General features: G+C 59.4%; 23 protein-coding genes and 1 tRNA gene. 13 read left to right on the top strand and 11 right to left on the bottom strand.

Features of this window, described 5'->3' with window-relative positions:
- The first annotated feature begins 17 nt into the window (after positions 1-17).
- From ACZ5ZS_RS05695 to ACZ5ZS_RS05685, 3 genes are read left to right on the top strand one after another with little or no spacing between them, the layout of a single operon-like run.
- A complete protein-coding gene (locus ACZ5ZS_RS05695) occupies positions 18-455 on the top strand; it encodes an RNA-binding domain-containing protein (RefSeq protein WP_188596664.1) in 438 nt (145 codons plus the stop codon).
- Positions 452-1,369 carry an ABC transporter ATP-binding protein gene (locus ACZ5ZS_RS05690; RefSeq protein ID WP_188596663.1) on the top strand — a complete coding sequence of 306 codons (918 nt, stop codon included), beginning with the start codon at positions 452-454 and terminating at the stop codon, positions 1,367-1,369. The genes ACZ5ZS_RS05695 and ACZ5ZS_RS05690 overlap by 4 nt, the downstream gene beginning before the upstream one ends.
- On the top strand, positions 1,362-2,105 hold the full coding sequence (locus tag ACZ5ZS_RS05685) for an ABC transporter permease (protein WP_188596662.1): 744 nt from the start codon (positions 1,362-1,364) through the stop codon (positions 2,103-2,105). Before ACZ5ZS_RS05690 ends, ACZ5ZS_RS05685 begins: the two co-directional genes overlap by 8 nt.
- Here ACZ5ZS_RS05685 and ACZ5ZS_RS05680 read toward each other — a convergent pair.
- From ACZ5ZS_RS05680 to ACZ5ZS_RS05665, 4 genes are all read right to left on the bottom strand, one after another.
- A complete protein-coding gene (locus ACZ5ZS_RS05680; RefSeq protein ID WP_188596661.1) occupies positions 2,102-2,791 on the bottom strand; it encodes a DUF973 family protein in 690 nt (229 codons plus the stop codon). The genes ACZ5ZS_RS05685 and ACZ5ZS_RS05680 overlap by 4 nt on opposite strands.
- Positions 2,792-2,839: 48 nt before the next feature.
- Entirely contained in the window at positions 2,840-3,256 is a 417-nt protein-coding gene (locus ACZ5ZS_RS05675) for a nascent polypeptide-associated complex protein (protein WP_188596660.1), read from the bottom strand.
- Positions 3,253-5,964 carry an alanine--tRNA ligase gene (alaS, locus tag ACZ5ZS_RS05670; RefSeq protein WP_188596659.1) on the bottom strand — a complete coding sequence of 904 codons (2,712 nt, stop codon included), beginning with the start codon at positions 5,962-5,964 and terminating at the stop codon, positions 3,253-3,255. Before alaS ends, ACZ5ZS_RS05675 begins: the two co-directional genes overlap by 4 nt.
- A 603-nt stretch (positions 5,965-6,567) precedes the next feature.
- Complete coding sequence (locus ACZ5ZS_RS05665) at positions 6,568-7,011, bottom strand: hypothetical protein (protein WP_188596658.1); 444 nt, start codon at positions 7,009-7,011, stop codon at positions 6,568-6,570.
- Positions 7,012-7,091: 80 nt separating this feature from the next.
- Here ACZ5ZS_RS05665 and ACZ5ZS_RS05660 point away from each other — a divergent pair, with 80 nt between their 5' ends.
- Positions 7,092-7,454, top strand: coding sequence for a hypothetical protein (locus ACZ5ZS_RS05660; RefSeq protein WP_188596657.1), 363 nt, complete (start codon positions 7,092-7,094; stop codon positions 7,452-7,454).
- 136 nt (positions 7,455-7,590) lie between these two features.
- The gene (locus ACZ5ZS_RS05655) at positions 7,591-8,256 is read left to right on the top strand and encodes a serine/threonine protein kinase (protein WP_229657716.1); all 666 of its coding nucleotides are present in this window, start codon (positions 7,591-7,593) and stop codon (positions 8,254-8,256) included.
- Here ACZ5ZS_RS05655 and ACZ5ZS_RS05650 read toward each other — a convergent pair whose 3' ends face one another.
- Together ACZ5ZS_RS05650 and ACZ5ZS_RS05645 are read right to left on the bottom strand one after the other, a co-directional pair.
- Positions 8,257-8,769 (bottom strand): PUA domain-containing protein, encoded by a 513-nt coding sequence (locus ACZ5ZS_RS05650; protein WP_188596655.1) that lies wholly within the window; start codon positions 8,767-8,769, stop codon positions 8,257-8,259.
- Between the two features lie 99 nt (positions 8,770-8,868).
- Positions 8,869-9,147, bottom strand: coding sequence for a hypothetical protein (locus ACZ5ZS_RS05645; RefSeq protein WP_188596654.1), 279 nt, complete (start codon positions 9,145-9,147; stop codon positions 8,869-8,871).
- A 128-nt stretch (positions 9,148-9,275) separates the two neighbouring features.
- Between ACZ5ZS_RS05645 and upp the strand changes: the two genes are divergently transcribed.
- A complete protein-coding gene (gene upp, locus ACZ5ZS_RS05640; RefSeq protein WP_188596653.1) occupies positions 9,276-9,926 on the top strand; it encodes a uracil phosphoribosyltransferase in 651 nt (216 codons plus the stop codon).
- A 67-nt stretch (positions 9,927-9,993) separates the two neighbouring features.
- Here the strand turns inward: upp and ACZ5ZS_RS05635 are convergent, their stop codons facing one another.
- On the bottom strand, positions 9,994-10,527 hold the full coding sequence (locus tag ACZ5ZS_RS05635; RefSeq protein WP_075059857.1) for an archaellin/type IV pilin N-terminal domain-containing protein: 534 nt from the start codon (positions 10,525-10,527) through the stop codon (positions 9,994-9,996).
- A gap of 231 nt (positions 10,528-10,758) precedes the next feature.
- Here ACZ5ZS_RS05635 and ACZ5ZS_RS05630 point away from each other — a divergent pair, with 231 nt between their 5' ends.
- On the top strand, positions 10,759-11,307 hold the full coding sequence (locus ACZ5ZS_RS05630; RefSeq protein ID WP_188596652.1) for a 50S ribosomal protein L22: 549 nt from the start codon (positions 10,759-10,761) through the stop codon (positions 11,305-11,307).
- A gap of 222 nt (positions 11,308-11,529) precedes the next feature.
- On the opposite strand, the gene ACZ5ZS_RS05625 is transcribed toward ACZ5ZS_RS05630, so the two are convergent.
- Positions 11,530-11,874 carry a hypothetical protein gene (locus ACZ5ZS_RS05625; RefSeq protein WP_188596651.1) on the bottom strand — a complete coding sequence of 115 codons (345 nt, stop codon included), beginning with the start codon at positions 11,872-11,874 and terminating at the stop codon, positions 11,530-11,532.
- A gap of 57 nt (positions 11,875-11,931) precedes the next feature.
- Here ACZ5ZS_RS05625 and ACZ5ZS_RS05620 point away from each other — a divergent pair, with 57 nt between their 5' ends.
- On the top strand, positions 11,932-12,174 hold the full coding sequence (locus ACZ5ZS_RS05620; RefSeq protein WP_188596650.1) for a hypothetical protein: 243 nt from the start codon (positions 11,932-11,934) through the stop codon (positions 12,172-12,174).
- Between the two features lie 113 nt (positions 12,175-12,287).
- Here the strand turns inward: ACZ5ZS_RS05620 and ACZ5ZS_RS05615 are convergent, their stop codons facing one another.
- Positions 12,288-12,410, bottom strand: a complete 123-nt coding sequence (locus tag ACZ5ZS_RS05615; protein ID WP_268237973.1) for a hypothetical protein — start codon at positions 12,408-12,410, stop codon at positions 12,288-12,290.
- A 61-nt stretch (positions 12,411-12,471) separates the two neighbouring features.
- Positions 12,472-13,353, bottom strand: coding sequence for an ornithine cyclodeaminase family protein (locus ACZ5ZS_RS05610; protein ID WP_188596649.1), 882 nt, complete (start codon positions 13,351-13,353; stop codon positions 12,472-12,474).
- A gap of 60 nt (positions 13,354-13,413) precedes the next feature.
- Between ACZ5ZS_RS05610 and ACZ5ZS_RS05605 the strand changes: the two genes are divergently transcribed.
- On the top strand, positions 13,414-14,130 hold the full coding sequence (locus tag ACZ5ZS_RS05605) for a hypothetical protein (RefSeq protein ID WP_075059853.1): 717 nt from the start codon (positions 13,414-13,416) through the stop codon (positions 14,128-14,130).
- Position 14,131: 1 nt separating this feature from the next.
- On the opposite strand, the gene ACZ5ZS_RS05600 is transcribed toward ACZ5ZS_RS05605, so the two are convergent.
- A tRNA-Arg gene (locus ACZ5ZS_RS05600) sits at positions 14,132-14,243 on the bottom strand.
- Positions 14,244-14,295: 52 nt separating this feature from the next.
- Between ACZ5ZS_RS05600 and ACZ5ZS_RS05595 the strand changes: the two genes are divergently transcribed.
- From ACZ5ZS_RS05595 to ACZ5ZS_RS05580, 4 genes are read left to right on the top strand one after another with little or no spacing between them, the layout of a single operon-like run.
- A complete protein-coding gene (locus ACZ5ZS_RS05595; RefSeq protein ID WP_188596647.1) occupies positions 14,296-14,970 on the top strand; it encodes an HAD family hydrolase in 675 nt (224 codons plus the stop codon).
- A 21-nt stretch (positions 14,971-14,991) separates the two neighbouring features.
- The gene (locus ACZ5ZS_RS05590; RefSeq protein WP_188596646.1) at positions 14,992-15,495 is read left to right on the top strand and encodes a hypothetical protein; all 504 of its coding nucleotides are present in this window, start codon (positions 14,992-14,994) and stop codon (positions 15,493-15,495) included.
- A gap of 3 nt (positions 15,496-15,498) precedes the next feature.
- The gene (locus tag ACZ5ZS_RS05585; RefSeq protein WP_188596645.1) at positions 15,499-15,843 is read left to right on the top strand and encodes a hypothetical protein; all 345 of its coding nucleotides are present in this window, start codon (positions 15,499-15,501) and stop codon (positions 15,841-15,843) included.
- A 35-nt stretch (positions 15,844-15,878) separates the two neighbouring features.
- Entirely contained in the window at positions 15,879-16,976 is a 1,098-nt protein-coding gene (locus ACZ5ZS_RS05580; RefSeq protein ID WP_188596644.1) for a M24 family metallopeptidase, read from the top strand.
- The last annotated feature ends 12 nt before the right edge of the window (positions 16,977-16,988 follow it).

The raw sequence follows: 16,988 nt of genomic DNA, 5'->3' as shown, positions 1-16,988 counted from the left end.
ACTGCAATTGAGGCATCATGAGGTGTAGAATAGATAAGATAGAGGCGGAGGCCCACGTTCATGCAACGGAGGATCAGGGAAGGGTGGTGCGGGCATTGATGAACGCGTTGGGGCCCGGCTTTGATTATGAGGCCACCTCGGCCCAGGGACATTACGGCAATCCAATAACAATAGTGAGGGCCGTGGTCGATAGATCCAACGGTTGCCCGGACCGCGTGGCGTCTAGGTTGATCTCCATGCTGGGGGAATTGGACAGGCAATTGCTCGTGTTGACGGCGGACGATAGGATGGAGGGCGGCAGGCTCTACTTGAGGCTGAACAAGCAGGCAGCGTACCTGGGATCCATGAGGCTCGACGACGGCGGCGACGTGGTGAGGTTGATCATATACTTCAATCCAGGCATTGCGTGGGGCAGGGATGCCAAGTCCCTCATAGGGGAGTTGGTGGGGCAATGAGCGTCCTAACCGCCAGGGGGATTTACAAGACGTATGATGGGAGGAGGTGGGCCCTCAACGGGGTTGATTTGGAGATTGGGAAGGCCAGGATAGCCACGCTGCTGGGCCCCAATGGGGCTGGGAAGACCACGTTCGTCAGGATAGCGTCAACGGAGCTCCTTCCCACCAAGGGGGAGGTGGAGATACTGGGGGTGGACGCGGTTAGGTACCCGAGCAGGGTGAGGCCGTTGATATCTATAATACCCCAGGAGGCTCGCCCCATTAATTTCATAACCGCGTGGGAGGCCATCTACTCATACCTACTGCTGAAGGGCTTCAGCCGCGGCGACGCCAAGAGAATGGCTGAGTGGGCCATGGAGAGGCTCTCCCTGGAACCCTATAGAAGAACCCAATTGTTCAACTTGTCCGGCGGGTTGAAGAGGAGGGTCCTCGTGGCCATGGCGCTGGCAAGCAATGCGTCCCTAATATTCTTGGATGAGCCCACGGTGGGTCTCGACATAATAAGCAGGAGAAGCGTGTGGGACGCCCTGGCAGAGCTGAGGAGAAGCGGCGCGGCGATACTGCTCACCACGCACTACGTGGAGGAGGCAGAGCTCTTGAGCGATGAGGTCTTCATAATAGACTCGGGCACCATAATCCGGCGCGGCTCCCCTAAGGACCTTCTCTCCCTTGCGCCGGGGGATGCTGTGGTGGAGGCCTACGGCGACTCCCTGGAGCTGGACGAGCCCCACGTGAGGCTGGGGAATAGGTACATAATATACGTTGACTCGGCCGTGGCCGGCTCGCTCTCCACAGAGTTGATTGGCAGGGGCATGACGGTCACGGCCAGGAGAAAGACTCTGGAGGACGCCGTCATATACTTGCTGGGCGGGTGGAGGGAGGAGGGGGAGGCGGAGGTGGGGAGCGATGAGTAGGATCACGACGCAGCTGCGCGGCTCGCTCGTCATAGCGTGGATAAACGGTTGGCTGGCCATGACCAGGATGCCCGTATGGCTCGTCTCATCCCTCACCGCGCCGGCGTCGATAGCGTTGATGATAATATTCTTTGGAGGGTATCGCTACCTCGGCATAGGCCTGGTGGGGGGCATATCGATGTTGATAGGAGTGAACGGCGTTGGGTTGGTCGGGGATGGCGCGTTTTACAGGCTGGAGCTGAAGTTCCAGAACATGTTGATAGCGACGCCCCTCACCCCGGTCAGCTACACCCTGGGCCTCGCCCTGTCCTCCCTAGTCTACTCCAGCCCCGGCATAGCCGTGATGCTGGGCGTCCTGGCATACATGGGCTTCATCACCCCCCTCGACGCGGCTCCCATAGCGGCCGCGCTCTTCGCGGAGTGGCTGTCCTCGTCAATGCTTGGATTCACGATATCCACGTACCTGAAGGACACGAGGTACGCGTGGTCCATAGGGAACATAATGGGGTTCGCGCTCGGCACGCTGTTCCCCGTCTTCTATAGAGCCACGGTTCTCCCCATCCCCTACTTGGCCGCGTTCTCTCCAGTCAGCGCGGCGTCCGTCATAATACAGTACGCCAGCGGGGTCTCGCATTACGCCGCGTCCCTGGTGCTAGCCGCCGCGTTCTCCCTATCCCTGCAGGCCGCGCTCTTCACGTTAATGGCCATGTATAAGTCCAAGTGGAGGAGCGATTAACCACCCGAGGGAGCCGCTAGCCTCCGCCTTACCTCCAACACCCCCACTATCAATAATATGAATCCTATCAGGGAGAGAACGGGGCCGGCGTAGGGGATCAGCACGAGTATGTAGAGGATGGCCCCCACCCTCACCAGGTCCGATCCATGCTCCTCCCCCAGCCTGTAGTAGCCTATGGCTATCATGACGAGCCCCACCAGCGACACCGCTCCTCCCACGAGCGCCAGTATTAGGGCCGGGATCAACGCGGAGAGAATCGTGGCCGGCTGCGGCTGGATGGCTAGGGTCGGTGTCGTGGGCTGGACTTGATTATTTATCGCCAATTCCTTCACTGCATTGATTAAGAGATAGAGGCCAGGGAGGGCTACCAGGGAGCCCACGGGGCCCAGCACGGCGCCCACCTTCCCAATCGAGTACCTGGAGCTGAACCTGCTCAGCCCGGCGAAGCCAATGTATTGAGTGACGGCGGTCGCAATGCTCACGGCTATTCCTATGATCGCCATCACCAGCACTTCATTTAATAATTGAATCACCTCGCCCACGCCGGGAGCCCCGGCGCCCATTATGGCTAGCCTAATTATGGAGCTATACACGGTTAAGAAAGCCGCCACGGCCTCGCCTGCCCCAAAGGCCAGGTTTATCAGGAGGCCCGCGGCCAGCCAAGTCACCGCTTGCTTCGAATCCATTACTGGCCGGCTGCTGTGCATCTAATAAAGTTTGGGCCTTCCCGGCCATCACTGCTTCTTGCTCTGCAGCTTGAGTATTGCCTCCGCCAAGTCCCCCCCGCTCTCCCTCAATGCCTTAACCGCCTCATCCCTCGTGGCCCCCGTCTGGTCCATTATCAACCTAACGTCGTCCTCGCTCACCGCCGGCTCCGGGGCGGTCGGCGGCCTGCCCATTATTATGGAGGACTGGGCCGGGGCTGCTTGTTGCTGGGGGGAGGAGGTGGCCTTGACGTCCCTCTCGCTGGCCTGTACTTGATATATCACCATTCCCTGCATCTTTATGGCGGCCACGTTGGGATTAGGCACCTCCAGCACGGAGCCGTTGCGGAGGTAGATGACTACCTTAGCCGCGCTGAGCTCCTCCACGTTGAGATTCCCCACGCCCATCCGCTTCAGCATCTTGCGGAGCTCGTTTGGGTTTATCATTGCTTAACCCCGCCCAATGCATGCTTTAAAGCTGTCTCCACCCTCGCAGCGTCGCCCCTCAACCCCTCCACCCTCCCCTGCGCGTACGTGGCCCCCCCACCGCCCCTGCCGCCCAACTCCCCCAGCAGCGCCTTGGCCGCGTCGCCCGCCCTCACCTTGCCGTTGGTGTACACGTAGACCTCGTCCCCGATCACCTCCACCAATACATCGCCCACAGATGACGTGTAGGCCCTAGCCAGCTCCTGGGCGTACTCCCTCCCCTCGAGCGCAACCACGGCTGCCCTAACCCCGTTCAGGTTTATCTCGCGCCTCCTCGCCTCCTCCAGGTCCGCCTGAACCGCTTTACTGGCCAGCCTACGCAGGACCGCCTCCCTCCCCCTCAACTCCGCCACCAGCTTATCCACTGCCTGCAGCAGCGAGTCCCTGCCTACGCCGAGCCTCCTCGCCGCCTCATCCATTGCCCCCTCCAGTTCCTGCACGTACTTAACGGCGTGCCGCCCAGTGGTGAACGTGAACCTCACCACCCCCTCCTGTATCTTCTCCACCTTAACTATCTTTATCGGCCCGATCAACCCAGTCCTGGTCAGGTGAGTGCCGCCGCATGCCTGTACGTCGAACGGCGGGTCCTCCCCTATCTGGAGTATCCTGAGCACCTTGCCCGGAACAACGCCTCCCTGGTATATTATGAAGCCGAACCTCCTCTCCGCCTCCGTCCTGGGCAGCACCAGGGGCCTCACGGGCAGGTCCCTCATCACAGCTCCATTCGCCTCCTCCTCTATCCTCCTCAGCTCCTCCTGCGTGGGGAGCCTGTAATGAGTCACGTCTATCCTGCTGGTAGGCACGTCCTTCTGAGCCCCAGCCTGCCACACGTGCCTTCCCAAGACTCGCCTTATGCTCTGTATTAGGACGTGGGTGCCCGTGTGCATCCTCATCAAGTCCAGCCTCCTCTCCCAATCTATCTCCAGCTCCACCTCCTCACCCTCCCGCGGGGCCGCCCCACTCACCTCGTGAACTATGACGGGGCCCGCCCTCTGCACGTCAACCACCGCCGCCTCACCGCCGCCGTGCCTAATGACTCCCCTATCCGCGGGCTGCCCCCCGCCCTCCGGGTAGAAGATGGTGGAGTCCAGCACCACCCACCTGCCCTCGATCACCTTGATGACCCTGGCCCTCGACTTCGACTTGTAGACGTCCTCGTAGAACTCCTCCCTGGTGGGGGGTAGGCCAACCACTTCCTCGGGCGGGACGGGGCTCCTCTTTCCCTCCTCCTTGGCGGGGCGTTGATGCATCTTAGTTATGCGCTCGTAGAAGTCATCAGGCACCGTCACCTGAACCCCGCGGCTGGCCGCCGCCTCCGCCGCCACCTCGGGCGGGATGCCGTGGGAGTCGTATAGGTCCACCAAGTCCTCCACGGCTATCTTGCCGCTCCTAATGTACTTCTCCACCAGCTGCGGCGCTGCCTTGAGGGTGGCCTTGTACTTCTTGTCCTCCATGTCCACCAGCTCAAGTATTAGGGGCGCTCCCTCCCTCAGCTCGGGGTAATCCGTAGCCGCCAGCAGCTTTAGGTGGGCGTCGAACACCTCGGCCAGCGGCTCCTCGATGCCTAGGAACCGGGCGTACCGCATCATCCTCCTTATCAGGAGCCTGGCCAGGTAACCCACGCCTGAGTTGGAGGGTATCACGCCGTCATTTATCATCCAGGACACCGTCCTGCTGTGGTCGGCCAGCACGTACAGCGCCTCCTGGGGCTTCACCGTCTTCACCAGCTCCCCCGCGTCTATCCCTATCTTCCTGGCCACGGCCTCGTACGCCTTATCCAGCGCCAACACCTCCGGGTCCAGCTGCCCCATCAGGGTAGCTATGGACTGCATCAACGCGTCGTCGGGCCTCTCCACGCCGAACCTGGACCGCGCCCAGGACAGGAAGGGGGAGAAGACAGCCTCGTACACGGTGGGCTTCCCGGTGAGGACCCAGTAAATCCTCTCCAGGCCGTATCCAGTGTCCACTATCTTCATGGGCATATCCCTGTACTCCCCATCCGCTATCCTGTAATGCATGAAGACCAGGGTGGCCACCTCCAACCCCCTCACCAGGACCTCGAATGACTCCCCCGCGTTTCCCCCGCCCTCCCATATGTTCTCCTTATACGTGACCTCATCCTCCCTGATCCCCAACTCCTTGGTGAGGAACTCGTGGGCGTACTCCACGGTCTCGTCCACCCAGTACACCTTCTTGTCGGGGAAGTTGAAGGCGTGGTGGGCCATCATCTCGAACCCCGTCAAGTGCCTCCCGCTCCTTCCCACCTTATCCACGTCCGTCAACCTAATGCTGGGCTGGGATATGGTTAGGGGGTTGGCGGGCGGCGGCACGATTCCCTCAGTTACCCATGGCTGGAAGTCGTATATGGACGCCCCCACCAGGTAGACGTCGTCGCGCCACCTGGCGACGACTGGGTACCTATTCACCCTAGCGTGGCCCCTCCTCTCGAAGAAGGAGAGGAACTTCTCCCTCACGTCCGCCACGGAGGAGGGCCTGTACGTCCCGGGCGGGTTCCCTATGAAGCCGTACGGAGTGCAGGGCTGGTCCCCGCAATTCTCCTGCCCCTGGTTGAGCGTCCAGTAGTGATGGCCGCAGTAGGGGCACTTGCCCCTCTTGAACGACTCGCTCCTGAACAGCCTAGTCCTCAGCAATTCCTCGTCAAAAACCATGCCCCTAATCCGTCCCCCCTCAATTTAAGATTTCCCCCCACGCTGTGCCTCCCTGCACTTAATCGAGCCGGCGAGGATCCCCTCCCTCCGTTAACCTCCATTGAGCGAATCAGAGATGAATTGATGAATACAAGGCCTACGCCGCTGAATTGAGCGAGTTCCATGAAGCTCAGAGGCGTTAGCGGATCGACTTGCGCTTCCACCGCCCGTGGGGAGGGATGAATCTCCTCCTCGGACAGGGGCGCGTCGTCACGGTCTCATAACGGTAGGAAGTTGCCCCCGCCCATTCACCGATGCATTGAGCGGCTATGAAATACTGTGTTGAAAAGCAATATAGGGGTGGCGACTCAACAATGCTCGTGGTTTTCGGGTCAATGCGCTTAGATGCAGAAAACCCGGCATCATAATCCCTTGTATTAACTCTCGTGGCTATGCGCATCGCCTTCCCTCACTGCTTAAGCGGGGATAGAGGGGGTTGTAAGACTAATTGAAGGTGGAGCCCGTCCTGCATTCACTAGGGAGGGTGATTCAAGGCCTTGCCCCCGTGGGGGTGGTTGTTTGCGTTATCGGCGAGCCCTTAATCGCCGTGCCCCCATTTACGGACTAGGAGAGGGAGAAGGGGTACTCCTCCCCATTCGCCGTTATCAAGGCCCCCCTCAAGTAGTTGGGCGTCGGGGACCCGCTGCAATTGCCTCGGTACTCCCTGGAGGCGGTAATGGCCTCCACAGTGGCGTTGCTCCCTATGTTGATGGTAATGGGGATCCCATCGGCATTGCTGGGCACTGGGATGGGCTCGTCGAAGGTGCAAGTGAGTGATCCAAGGCTCACCCCGGCAATCCTAGCCGTCGTGGAGTAATCGTTAATGACTATGAAGGAGAGGTTCATCCATCCACTCCCCACCGCCGCGCCGAGGGGCTCCACCTTTATCGCGGATAGCTTGGAGGCGGCGGCCGATGTCTCGAATACCCAAATCGATAAACCGATGGCCAGCGCAACCGCCGCCCCGGTCAATATAATGGTGGTTATCGCGTTGTCCAGCCCTCGCATTTTTTGGGGACGTTCAATCTCTTTTTAAGCAACGCGGTTCCGGCGTCAATGCTTAAAAACGCCGCTTCCCGGCTCCATCCATGTCCAAAAGCAGCATCGTGATCTGCCCCTCATGCGGCTACCTGGGGTCCCCCAGCGATGGCTTGGCCGGCGAGGTAAAGGCGTTGGACTCCATGACGTGCCCCAAGTGCAAGGCCGACATCACGGTTCGAAACGCGGCGTCTCACTTGGTGGAGAAGCACCTGAAGCAGCAGGGAAGGAACTACACCTGCGATATATGCAACGCCAAGCTGCCCAGCATGGGCGCGGCCGAGAGGCACGTGATGCAGCACCTCATCCTCCAAGCCACGTCGGCCGGGCTGAACAGATTCATTTGCCTCGTGTGCGGCCGCGAGTTCCTAACAATTAAGGCTGCGCTGGCGCACATGAAGGCCCACCAGTGACTCCCCCTCATAAACTCCTTCAGTCCCAAGTTCCTCATCACGAGTCAGGGGCCTGTGCTCTCCTCACGCTGGCGGAGGGAATGGGGACGGGAGGGGTTGGGGGCAAGCTTTAAGCCGATTGCGCGGGGGCCAGCCCGTGCTCTCCGTCTACTTGGGGGGAGGGGATCACTGGTCCCAGGTCGCCGCGGAGCTGGAGTCCCTTGGCGTGGTGGAGCTGCTGGAGGGCGGGCCCACGCTCCTCTTCGGCAGGAGGGTGTTGGGGAAGGGTCAGAACGGCGTGGTGGTTAGGTGCAGGCACGAGGTGGCGGGGGGAGAGTGGGCGTGCAAGTTGAGGAGGAGGGACGCCTCCAGGCCCAACCTGCTGTGGGAGGGGCACGTGCTTCGCCTCGCGAATGGAGTGGGGGTCGGTCCTCGACTCCTCACGTTCTCCAGGAACGTGATAGTGATGGAGGAGGTGCTGGGCTCCCCCCTGGGCGTGGGGGCGGTGGACGCTGAATTGGTTAGGCGGTTGCTGGGGCAGGCGAGGGCGCTGGACAGGATCGGGGTGAGCCACAACGAGTTGGCGAGGGGCGGGCGGCACGTCTTGGTGAGGGGCGGGGAGCCGGTGATAATAGACTTCGAGTCAGCCACGGTGGGCGGGAGGAGGAGCAACGTGCTTCAACTGCTGAACGCGTTGGTGCGGGACCCGGCCGGGTTGAGGGCCGCGGCGAGGAGGTATAAGGAGGAGAGGAGCGAGGATGCGTTTAGGGAGTTGGTGGAGTTGGTGGTGAGGGAGGTGGAGTCGCGGTCCGCCAAGGCATAGCTACGCCTTGTTGAGGGCCTCGTATATCCTCCATATCCTGTCGTTGACGTGGTGCACGGTTTGTATCACCTTGCCCTTAGTCATGCCGCTCATCTCTCCGCTGGAGTAGAGGGCAATGCCGACGGCTATGACGAGCCCCCTTGGGTCCCTCACGAGCACTATGCTTCCCTTGTCGAAGCTCCCCCTTATCGACTTTATGCCGGGCCTCATTACGTCGGCCCCGCCCGCCACGTGGCTCACGGCTCCCTGATCCACGTCCACGGTGCCGTACCTCTCCTGGGCCTGGGGGTTCTTGTTCAGGAAGGGGATGGTTGGGAACCTGTACTCCCTCTTCTCCCCGCCCGACTCAACCTCCATCACGGCTAGGACGGGCATCTTGCCCGCCACGTAGAGGGACAGGTCCTCCAAGCCGTAGTACTCCAGCGCGTCGACGCCCCTCAAGTAATCCCTCAGCTCCGGCACTGCCTCGGCCAGCTCCTTCATGTCCCTCTTGCTCAAGAGGTGTCTCTTCACGGGCTTTAAGCAGCTGGGCGGTATAAAAAATTAACATCGAGCGAAGAAGGAGAAAAGAAAGGCGTGGTTTGAGTTGGTTTGAATGGGAGGGGATCGCCGTCACCAGCAGCGGCCGTGCCTCGGTCCCCAGCCGTAGCCCCACTGCGCCCACGGCCATGGCCCGGTCGACAGCCAGCTCCTCCCCGCGTCGGTCATCTCCAGGTACTCCTCGCCTCCCTCGATCACGCGCTTTGCGAGGCCCATGGAGAGCAGGCCCGTGACCGCCCAGTCGAACGCGGTTCCGTAGAGCGGGGTTGATTGCCTCAGCTCGCTGGTTTTCCTCCTCCCGCCCTCCAGTTCCTTTAGGAGGGCGTATGCCATCCACATTCCTCCCCTCATATTAATCGATAACGCTTCTGTTATCGAATTTATAAACCTAACCCCATCCGCCTCAATGAATGGGAATGGCGACGACATAGGCCCTGCCTGGCTTCAACGTTAAAACCGGGCGACGCGGGGGCTCCCCCATGACCGTAACCATTGTGGATCACCCGCTGGCTCAATCAATACTCACCATGCTGCGGGACAGGAGGACTGGTCAGATAGAGTTCAGGAAGGGACTGGTGAGGCTGGGGAGGCTGATGGGGTACGAGGTGGCGAGGTCATTCCCCGTCTCCGAGGTGGAGGTCGAGACGCCGCTCGGAGCGAGGGCGCGGGGCGTGAGGCTGGAGGTGGGGGACGTCGTGATAATCCAGATACTGAGGGCGGCGATGCCGATGGTGGAGGGCCTCCTCAAGGTATTCCCCATGGCCAGGATGGGGGTGATAAGCGCGAGGAGGAGGGAGGAGTCGCACGAGAGGGGCTCCATGGACTTCCAGATAGAGATGAACTACGTCAGGATACCCAGGATCGGAAGGGAAACCACAGTGATGATAGTCGACCCCATGCTGGCAACGGGCTCCACCATGCTGGCCGCAATGAGGGCAATAGAGGAGAGGGGGGAGCCGGGGAGAATGATACTCATAAACGCCATAGGCACGAGGCAAGCAGTGGAGAGGGTACTAGCCAAGAAACCCGTTGACATATACCTAGCCGCAATAGACCCCGAAATAAACGAGGACGGATACATAGTGCCCGGGCTAGGAGACGCAGGAGACAGAGCATACGGAGAAGCATAAAACCATAAACCATAAGAAATGTATAATAATTTCTATTTTATTTTGTTTCTTTAATTTGATTGACGTCTTACGAGCTAGCGGTCACTGTAAATGGATAGGACTGACCAGTTACAGTGGTTACAGTGCCAGAATACTGAACGCCAACGACCGCAGACTGAGAACCTGTACACGTAGCAGAGTCTCCAGAACTGGATATCCCAGGACCAGATATTGCTGTAGCAGTACTGCTACCGCTACCACTGGAGGTACCAAATACGCCATTGGCAACAGATAATTGTATAGATATTGCCGCGCCTTGGGTTCCTGAGGGTATTTGGATAGGAGTGCTAAATGTGCACACTAGGCTACCTAGCGTGAAGCCATTTATTCCTATTCCGGTGCTACTTGGATTGCTCACCAAAAAAGTTAGGGTAGCTGTACCAGTCCCTATACCGGAGAGTCCAGTGGCGGTTACTTGTAGTGTTGCTGATTTGGCTGAGGAGCCGGCGAGGCCGAAGACCCACACGGCCACCGCCACGGCCAGCGCTATGGCTACGGCTATCAGTATTATCGTTGCCACGACGTTGCTTATACCCTTCCTCCTTTGTAGGCTCGTCGCCATACTATTACTGAATATCCCTTGTATTTAAATATTACCCCTATATTTCTACTTGCAATACATTTTATGATTATAATTATTAGATATAATTAAAAGCGGCAAAGCCGCCAGGCGAGCCCGCCTCAAGGCGCGCCATTCCCATCGCCTCTTAATCCCCGGCCCTCCCCCGTCCTTTACTTCTCCCCTAAATGGGCTAGGGCGAATCTTTTTAAGCACTGGGTTCGGCGTCGTTGCATGAGTTGGTCCGCCAGTTATGAGGACTTGATTGAGTTGGTCAGGAGGAGGTTCGGCGCCTCCGTGGGGGAGGACCAAATAGTGAGGGCTAGGGCTACCTTCCGCATCAGCTGGAAGAGCAGCATAGACGTGGCCAGGGCGATAAGGGGGTTAACGGTGGAGCAGGCCAAGCAGTACCTTAACGACGTCGCCGCGGGCCGCGTCCCCGTGCCAGTCAAGGGCCACGACAAGAAGAGGGCGCACCACCCGGTCCCCTGGAGGGGGTGGCCGGCCGCCAGGTGGCCCAGGAAGGCCGCGCTCGCCTACCTGGAGCTGCTGGAGAGCCTCGAGGGCAACTGCACCTATAAGGGACTAAACACGTCCAACGCAGTGATAATACACGCATCCTCCAGCAAGGGAGCCAAGATACCGGGATACATGCCGAGGGCATTCGGCAGATCCAGTCCCTGGAACAACTACGAGGTGAACGTGGAGATAGCCGCCGCGGAGCTACCGGAGGAACTGGTGCCCAAGAAACTAAGCCACAAGAGAATACTGAAGAACAGGTAATCCACTCCCACCATCCTCGCCCCAACCCGCGTCGCTGCATTTCTGATAATAGTAGTGAGCAGGAAAGCCCCGCCGGGGGTGGGGTTGCCGGCCCTTCATGGGGTAATTATTGCATCTTCCCGTTGCGCTGCTAGATTTTAATAAATAAGGATAATCTTCTCGTCATAATGCTATTTTACGAGATTTGCTTCATAAAACGATGGGTCCCCCCACAATGTTCCCTCAATCGCCTCTCTGTATAGTGATGGGGCCCGGCCTCAGCTTGTCGGGGTCGCCAAGCAGGAAGCCTATGGGGTTCACCCTGTCCCCCAGGTCCACGTTGTTTATGGCTATTATCAATTGCTTGCTCTTAGGAATGTATATTACCTCTCCCCTCCTGGCGAATGTCCTGAAGGTCTCCGGCCCCACGCCCAGGTCCAGCGGTATTATTGCCTCCGGCCCCGCCCTTATCATGGATGAGTTAAGGGGAGCGGCGGCGATCAGCTTGCTGACGGTGACGGGGGAGGAGGAGGTCTCCACCTTTACCTCAACCATCGTTCCATCCTTGAACTTGAGAATCAGCTTCATCGTTGGACGGCGGGTCGGGGACGCACGACTTATAAACGCTTCCCCCGCTTAACAGCGATGCAGGTCAGGGACGAGTTGAGGAAGGCCCTGGACCCCCTGCTACACGGCAAGGTGGTGGATAACGGGGAGGACAGGGCGTGGCTGTACTACGCCGAGGCCAGGGAGTTGGAGGAGGCGGCTGGGAAGGTGGGGGACACAATAAGGCGGCTCGGCCTGGAGGCTAGGCGGTTGGACCAGGAGGACGCCGCCATATTCGTCCTGAAGGGGGAGGTAATCGCAATAATCAAGGCATGGACCTAGGACCAAACATAAATGTCGGCCCCCCACATCTCAGACCAGAACGGTGCCCCGGTCCCGGGCATGGATTGGGGATCCATCGATGAGTGGACAGTGCGCCGGGCGCTTTGCCTTCCTTACATTAACGCCCTTCGCCGCTCCATGAACATGAGGACGGCCGTCTCATCCACGTTTGTTTTCCCGTTCTCGATGTTTTCATCGCCTTTCTTTGAGCCATGTATTATTTCTTGGATGCTCATTTGACTTACCTAAGTAAAATGAGGGCGAGAACCCCTTAAAAACCCTTCCCCCACGCGCACCTCACCTGCGGAGCAATAATTTGGACGCAATGAAGTCCGCCGCGCCCGCGTCCAGGGCAGCGAAGCCGACCCCCTTATACACCGTCAACTCCTTGGCGGGGCACTTCCTCCCCATCAACGCCTCCCCAAGCTCCACCAGCTCCACCCCGCTCAAGTCCTCCCCCGCCTCGTTGACCGCGTTCCTAGTATCCACTAAGACGCACCCCGCCTCCTCGATCAACCCGCGCCCAAGCTCCGCGACGGGCCTCGGCGCGCCTATGCTCGCCACGTGCCTCCTCCCCCTCGGCACCGAGTTGAAGAGAGGCGACGCGCTGGACGTGGCGAGCACGATCAAGTCAGCCCCCACCACGTCCCCCAGCCCCACGGCCTCCCCGCCGAACTCGCCCGCCAACCTCGCCGCCTTACCGGGGTCCCTCCCGGCCACCAGGACGCGCCTCGGCTTGAAGACTGCGGTGAGCAGCATCAAGTGATACCTGGCCTCCACCCCCGTCCCCACCACCCCAATTGTGGAAGTGGGGGCGCCGGCCACCATCGCGCTGATAGCGGTGGCCCCCGCCGTCCTCACGCCGGTTATGGCCTCCCCATCCATGACCGCCAACAGCCTCCCCCTGGCGTCGAAGTAAGCCACTGCCCCCGTGACCGTCGGCAGCCCCTCCCCCGCGTTCCCGGGGTGAACCCCCACCACCTTGACGGCCACGCCCCCACCCACGTAGCCCGGCATCACTCCCCACCAATCCCCGCCAACGGTGAACGACGTCCTCGGCGGCACGACGCCCCGACCCGACGCGTGGGCAACGAGCGCCCTCCCCAGCCCGTCCAGGAACTCCGTCAATCCACCCATCACGGTCCTAATCACTTGCTGGGCATCTATGATCACGACCATTTGGGTTTGGGCGCCAACGGAGTAAAAAGCTTTATTATGGGGTCGCCCACATGATAATCGGTGGAAAAGGAAGCTATAGAGAGGGCGCTGAGGGAGGACCCATCCATACTGATAAGGGTGCTGCAGGAAAGCGAGGAGCTGAGGGCATTCCTTAAATCCTACATTGGCGACGACATAGCTAGAAAGGACGATATAAAGACGATGACCGATATACTCACCAAGATGGTGGACCAAAACGCCCAATTAATGAAGCAGTTGGATAAGCGTTTTGAGGAGGTCATCGGCCAAATGGATAAGAGGTTTGATGATATGGATAAGCGTTTTGATGATATGAATAGGCATTTCGAGGAGATGATTAGGCAGATGGATAAGCGTTTTGAGGATATGAATAAGAGGTTTGATGATATGAATAAGCGTTTTGAGGAGGTCATCAACCAGATGAATAAGCGTTTTGATGATATGAATAGGCATTTCGAGGAGATGATTAGGCAGATGGATAAGCGTTTTGAGGATATGAATAAGAGGTTTGATGATATGAATAAGCGTTTTGAGGAGGTCATCGGCCAAATGGATAAGAGGTTTGATGATATGGATAAGCGTTTTGATGATATGAATAGGCATTTCGAGGAGATGATAAATCAATTGGATAAGCGTTTTGATCAGATGGATAAGAGGTTCATTCAGGTGGATAGGAGACTTTCCTTCCTGGAGAAGGTGGTGATAGGCCTTTATGTTCCGATAGTTATAGAGATAATTCTTCAATTGCTGCACCTATGATTGGCGGGCCCGGTGGGATTTGAACCCACGGCCTACGGCTCTCCGCCGCTCGGCTTCGCAGGGTCGGCCCATTAATGGTCCGCCGCTCTGATTCCATGCTGAGCTACGGGCCCTCGTCGATGCCGGGGCTCATGCTTTAAAAGGATTGCCCCTCAGCTGAGGGCAATGCCTTACCTGATCGCGTCGGATTACCACAACACCCTGGCGGCTAGAGTCGATGGGGGGTACAGGGTGAGTAGGGAGGTGGAGGACGCCGTGATTGAGTACGCGAAGGCGGGCGGGCTGTTCGCCGTGGTGACGAGCGGTACCCACAGGCACGTGTCGCTCGATAGGCTGAGGGGGTTCATAATCATAGCCATTGAGAATGGGTTGGTGGTGGAGATGCCCGGCTCAGGCAAGGCGTTGCTGGAGCCCCCCGGCTGGCGGCGGGTTCGGGAGGAGGTCTCGGCGTTCCTATCCTCGCGCGGCGTTCCCCATTACTTGGGGGAGAGCAGCGTGTTCGTCGATGATGCTCGAGGCGTGTTGGAGCCCATGGAGGGGGAGCTCCGCGGGTTGGGGGTTAGGGTGGAGTGGAACAGGAGGAGCGCGGCCTTGATGCCGCTGGGCTTCGATAAGGGAGCCGCCATAAGGTTCCTCCGCGGGCTCCTCTCGCCGGAGGCGGTCGTGGCGGTGGGAGACGCGGAGAACGACATACCCATGCTGAGGGAGGCCGATGTTCCGGTGGCCGTGGGGAACGCCGAGCCCGCTGTGAAGGCTGTGGCCAAGCGCGTGGTGAGGGAGGATGGCTTGGGCGTGATCGATGTCCTCAACATGGTGAGGGAATGGGGAAAGGCTTTTTAATCCAGTAATTCTAGTACTACTATGAGTTCCAGTACAACTAACGAATCCAATCAATCCCAGGAGGGGGAGAAGAAGCAGGTAACGATAAAGGGAGTGGACAAGGAGTTATACGAAAGGGCTGTTCAGCTCTCCAGGGAGATGGGGATGACGGCCGGGGAGCTCGTCAACAAGGCTCTCAGAGCCGTGATATCGCTTACGGACGCCGCGACTAAGACAGTGGCGGGAGCGGCCCAGGCCGTTGGGGAGACGGGCAAGGCGTTCACGGAAGGCGCGAGGGGGGTGAAGGTGATCACGGGAGTGGATGAGTTGACCGTCACCAAGGCGGACCTCCAAGCCGTGGACTCCCCCATATCGTTCCGCGGAATAAGGAGGCTGGAGTTCGCCGACGACGTGGACTGGGACACGTTTAACTCTAAGGTAAGCTCGATAACCATGTGCGGCGTCGTGGTGCTGCCCAGGGGGGTTCCCAAGCTGAAGGCGTTGGAGAAGTGCAGCATGGTTAATAAAGTGGAGGGCAAGCAGTAATCCATGGAGGGCTTAAGCGATTTGGAGAAGAGGATACTGGCCCACATTTACAAGTACGGCCCAGACACTCCCTGGCTGATGGCGCGCAGGCTGCTGGGCAGGGCAGGCTGGGACCCCCTGGTCCCGCCAGAGGAAGTGGAGGCGGCTTGCGCCAGGCTGGAGGCAGCCGGGCTCCTCGCCAGGTTCAGGGGGAACTTGAAGGGCAGGGTGACTAGCTCCGTGAAGCCGTGGCTCAAGGTGAAGCAGAAGAACCCGGAGCACAAGGGCCGCGGGGTCTACTACGAGTTGACCAGGGAGGGCAGGAGAGTGGCGGGCGAGATATACAAGAAAGAGATACGGGGTCGTTGACGCGCGTTTTTTAGGCCCCACCCGCCTCCCCTCGCATGCAGTGCTTCGATTCGGGGGAGTACTTGAGCAGGATGAGGAGGCTGGAGTCGCTCCTCTCCTCCAGGGGAATAGGCTTGGCCATAATAACCCCGGGGAGCAATATGGCTTACCTCACGGGGTTCCGCGAGCCCCCCATGGAGAGGCCCATAATGCTGGCCGTGGGCGCGGGGAGCCCCCTAATGGTGGTGCCGAAGCTCTACGAGGACCAGGTGAGGGGGGTTCCGGCCGACGTGGTGGCGTACAGGGATGGGGAGGACCCGTTCCAGCTCCTCAAATCAATGCGGCCCGCCAAATCCATAGCCATTGATGACTACGCCTTCGCCAAGGACTTCGCGGGCATTGCTAAGGCGTACGGAGTACAGCCATCACTGCTGGGCTCCCTGATGTTCCAGCTGAGGCGAGTCAAGTCGCCGCGCGAGGTGGAGCTTATGGGTAGGGCGGTTCAGTTGAGCGAGGCCGCGCTCTCATCCTTCGTGGGGAGGGTTGGGGTCGGCATGACGGGGCACGAGGCGGCTCGCCTCCTCAAGTCGGAGCTGGAGTCGAGGGGATTGGAGCTGGCGTTCGAGCCCATAGTCACCTCCGGCCCCGACTCGGCCATGCCTCACCTGACCCACACGGATAGGAGGATAGAGAGGGGGGGCTCCCTGGTGGTGGACTTCGGTGGGCGGCTCTGTGGGTATAACGCCGACATAACTAGGACGTTCTTCGTGGGCGATGTAAACGGCGAGGAGGAGAGGGTGTATGGCGTGGTCCTCGATGCTCAGACGAAGGCGGAGGAGGCGGTCAGGCCGGGCGTCGAGGCTGGGAGCATCGATGGGATCGCCAGGCGCGCCATATCGGACGCCGGGTATGGCGATTTCTTCATACACAGGACCGGCCACGGCCTCGGCATAGACGTCCACGAGGAGCCATACATAGTTCAGGGCAATGTCGAGAGGTTGGAGGAGGGCAACGTGTTCACTGTGGAGCCGGGCATTTACTTGCCGGGCCGGTTTGGGGTTAGGATAGAGGACGACGTAGCCATAGTGGGCGGCCAAGCCCGTAGGCTAAATGAATTCCCCAGGGAATTAACGATTATAGGGGATCGGCGATGAATGGCGTTGCGG

The sequence above is a fragment of the Thermocladium modestius genome (assembly GCF_055398215.1).
Note: the sequence above shows the minus strand (reverse complement) of the source record. Positions and strands in the feature narration are given on the sequence as shown.

Coding starts and splice junctions, on each gene's coding strand:
- ACZ5ZS_RS05695 (WP_188596664.1), top strand. CDS start 18: ATGAGGTGTAGAATAGATAAGATAGAGGCGGAGGCCCACGTTCATGCA.
- ACZ5ZS_RS05690 (WP_188596663.1), top strand. CDS start 452: ATGAGCGTCCTAACCGCCAGGGGGATTTACAAGACGTATGATGGGAGG.
- ACZ5ZS_RS05685 (WP_188596662.1), top strand. CDS start 1,362: ATGAGTAGGATCACGACGCAGCTGCGCGGCTCGCTCGTCATAGCGTGG.
- ACZ5ZS_RS05680 (WP_188596661.1), bottom strand. CDS start 2,791: ATGGATTCGAAGCAAGCGGTGACTTGGCTGGCCGCGGGCCTCCTGATA.
- ACZ5ZS_RS05675 (WP_188596660.1), bottom strand. CDS start 3,256: ATGATAAACCCAAACGAGCTCCGCAAGATGCTGAAGCGGATGGGCGTG.
- alaS (WP_188596659.1), bottom strand. CDS start 5,964: ATGGTTTTTGACGAGGAATTGCTGAGGACTAGGCTGTTCAGGAGCGAG.
- ACZ5ZS_RS05665 (WP_188596658.1), bottom strand. CDS start 7,011: ATGCGAGGGCTGGACAACGCGATAACCACCATTATATTGACCGGGGCG.
- ACZ5ZS_RS05660 (WP_188596657.1), top strand. CDS start 7,092: ATGTCCAAAAGCAGCATCGTGATCTGCCCCTCATGCGGCTACCTGGGG.
- ACZ5ZS_RS05645 (WP_188596654.1), bottom strand. CDS start 9,147: ATGAGGGGAGGAATGTGGATGGCATACGCCCTCCTAAAGGAACTGGAG.
- upp (WP_188596653.1), top strand. CDS start 9,276: ATGACCGTAACCATTGTGGATCACCCGCTGGCTCAATCAATACTCACC.
- ACZ5ZS_RS05635 (WP_075059857.1), bottom strand. CDS start 10,527: ATGGCGACGAGCCTACAAAGGAGGAAGGGTATAAGCAACGTCGTGGCA.
- ACZ5ZS_RS05630 (WP_188596652.1), top strand. CDS start 10,759: ATGAGTTGGTCCGCCAGTTATGAGGACTTGATTGAGTTGGTCAGGAGG.
- ACZ5ZS_RS05625 (WP_188596651.1), bottom strand. CDS start 11,874: ATGAAGCTGATTCTCAAGTTCAAGGATGGAACGATGGTTGAGGTAAAG.
- ACZ5ZS_RS05620 (WP_188596650.1), top strand. CDS start 11,932: ATGCAGGTCAGGGACGAGTTGAGGAAGGCCCTGGACCCCCTGCTACAC.
- ACZ5ZS_RS05615 (WP_268237973.1), bottom strand. CDS start 12,410: ATGAGCATCCAAGAAATAATACATGGCTCAAAGAAAGGCGATGAAAAC.
- ACZ5ZS_RS05610 (WP_188596649.1), bottom strand. CDS start 13,353: ATGGTCGTGATCATAGATGCCCAGCAAGTGATTAGGACCGTGATGGGT.
- ACZ5ZS_RS05595 (WP_188596647.1), top strand. CDS start 14,296: ATGCCTTACCTGATCGCGTCGGATTACCACAACACCCTGGCGGCTAGA.
- ACZ5ZS_RS05590 (WP_188596646.1), top strand. CDS start 14,992: ATGAGTTCCAGTACAACTAACGAATCCAATCAATCCCAGGAGGGGGAG.
- ACZ5ZS_RS05585 (WP_188596645.1), top strand. CDS start 15,499: ATGGAGGGCTTAAGCGATTTGGAGAAGAGGATACTGGCCCACATTTAC.
- ACZ5ZS_RS05580 (WP_188596644.1), top strand. CDS start 15,879: ATGCAGTGCTTCGATTCGGGGGAGTACTTGAGCAGGATGAGGAGGCTG.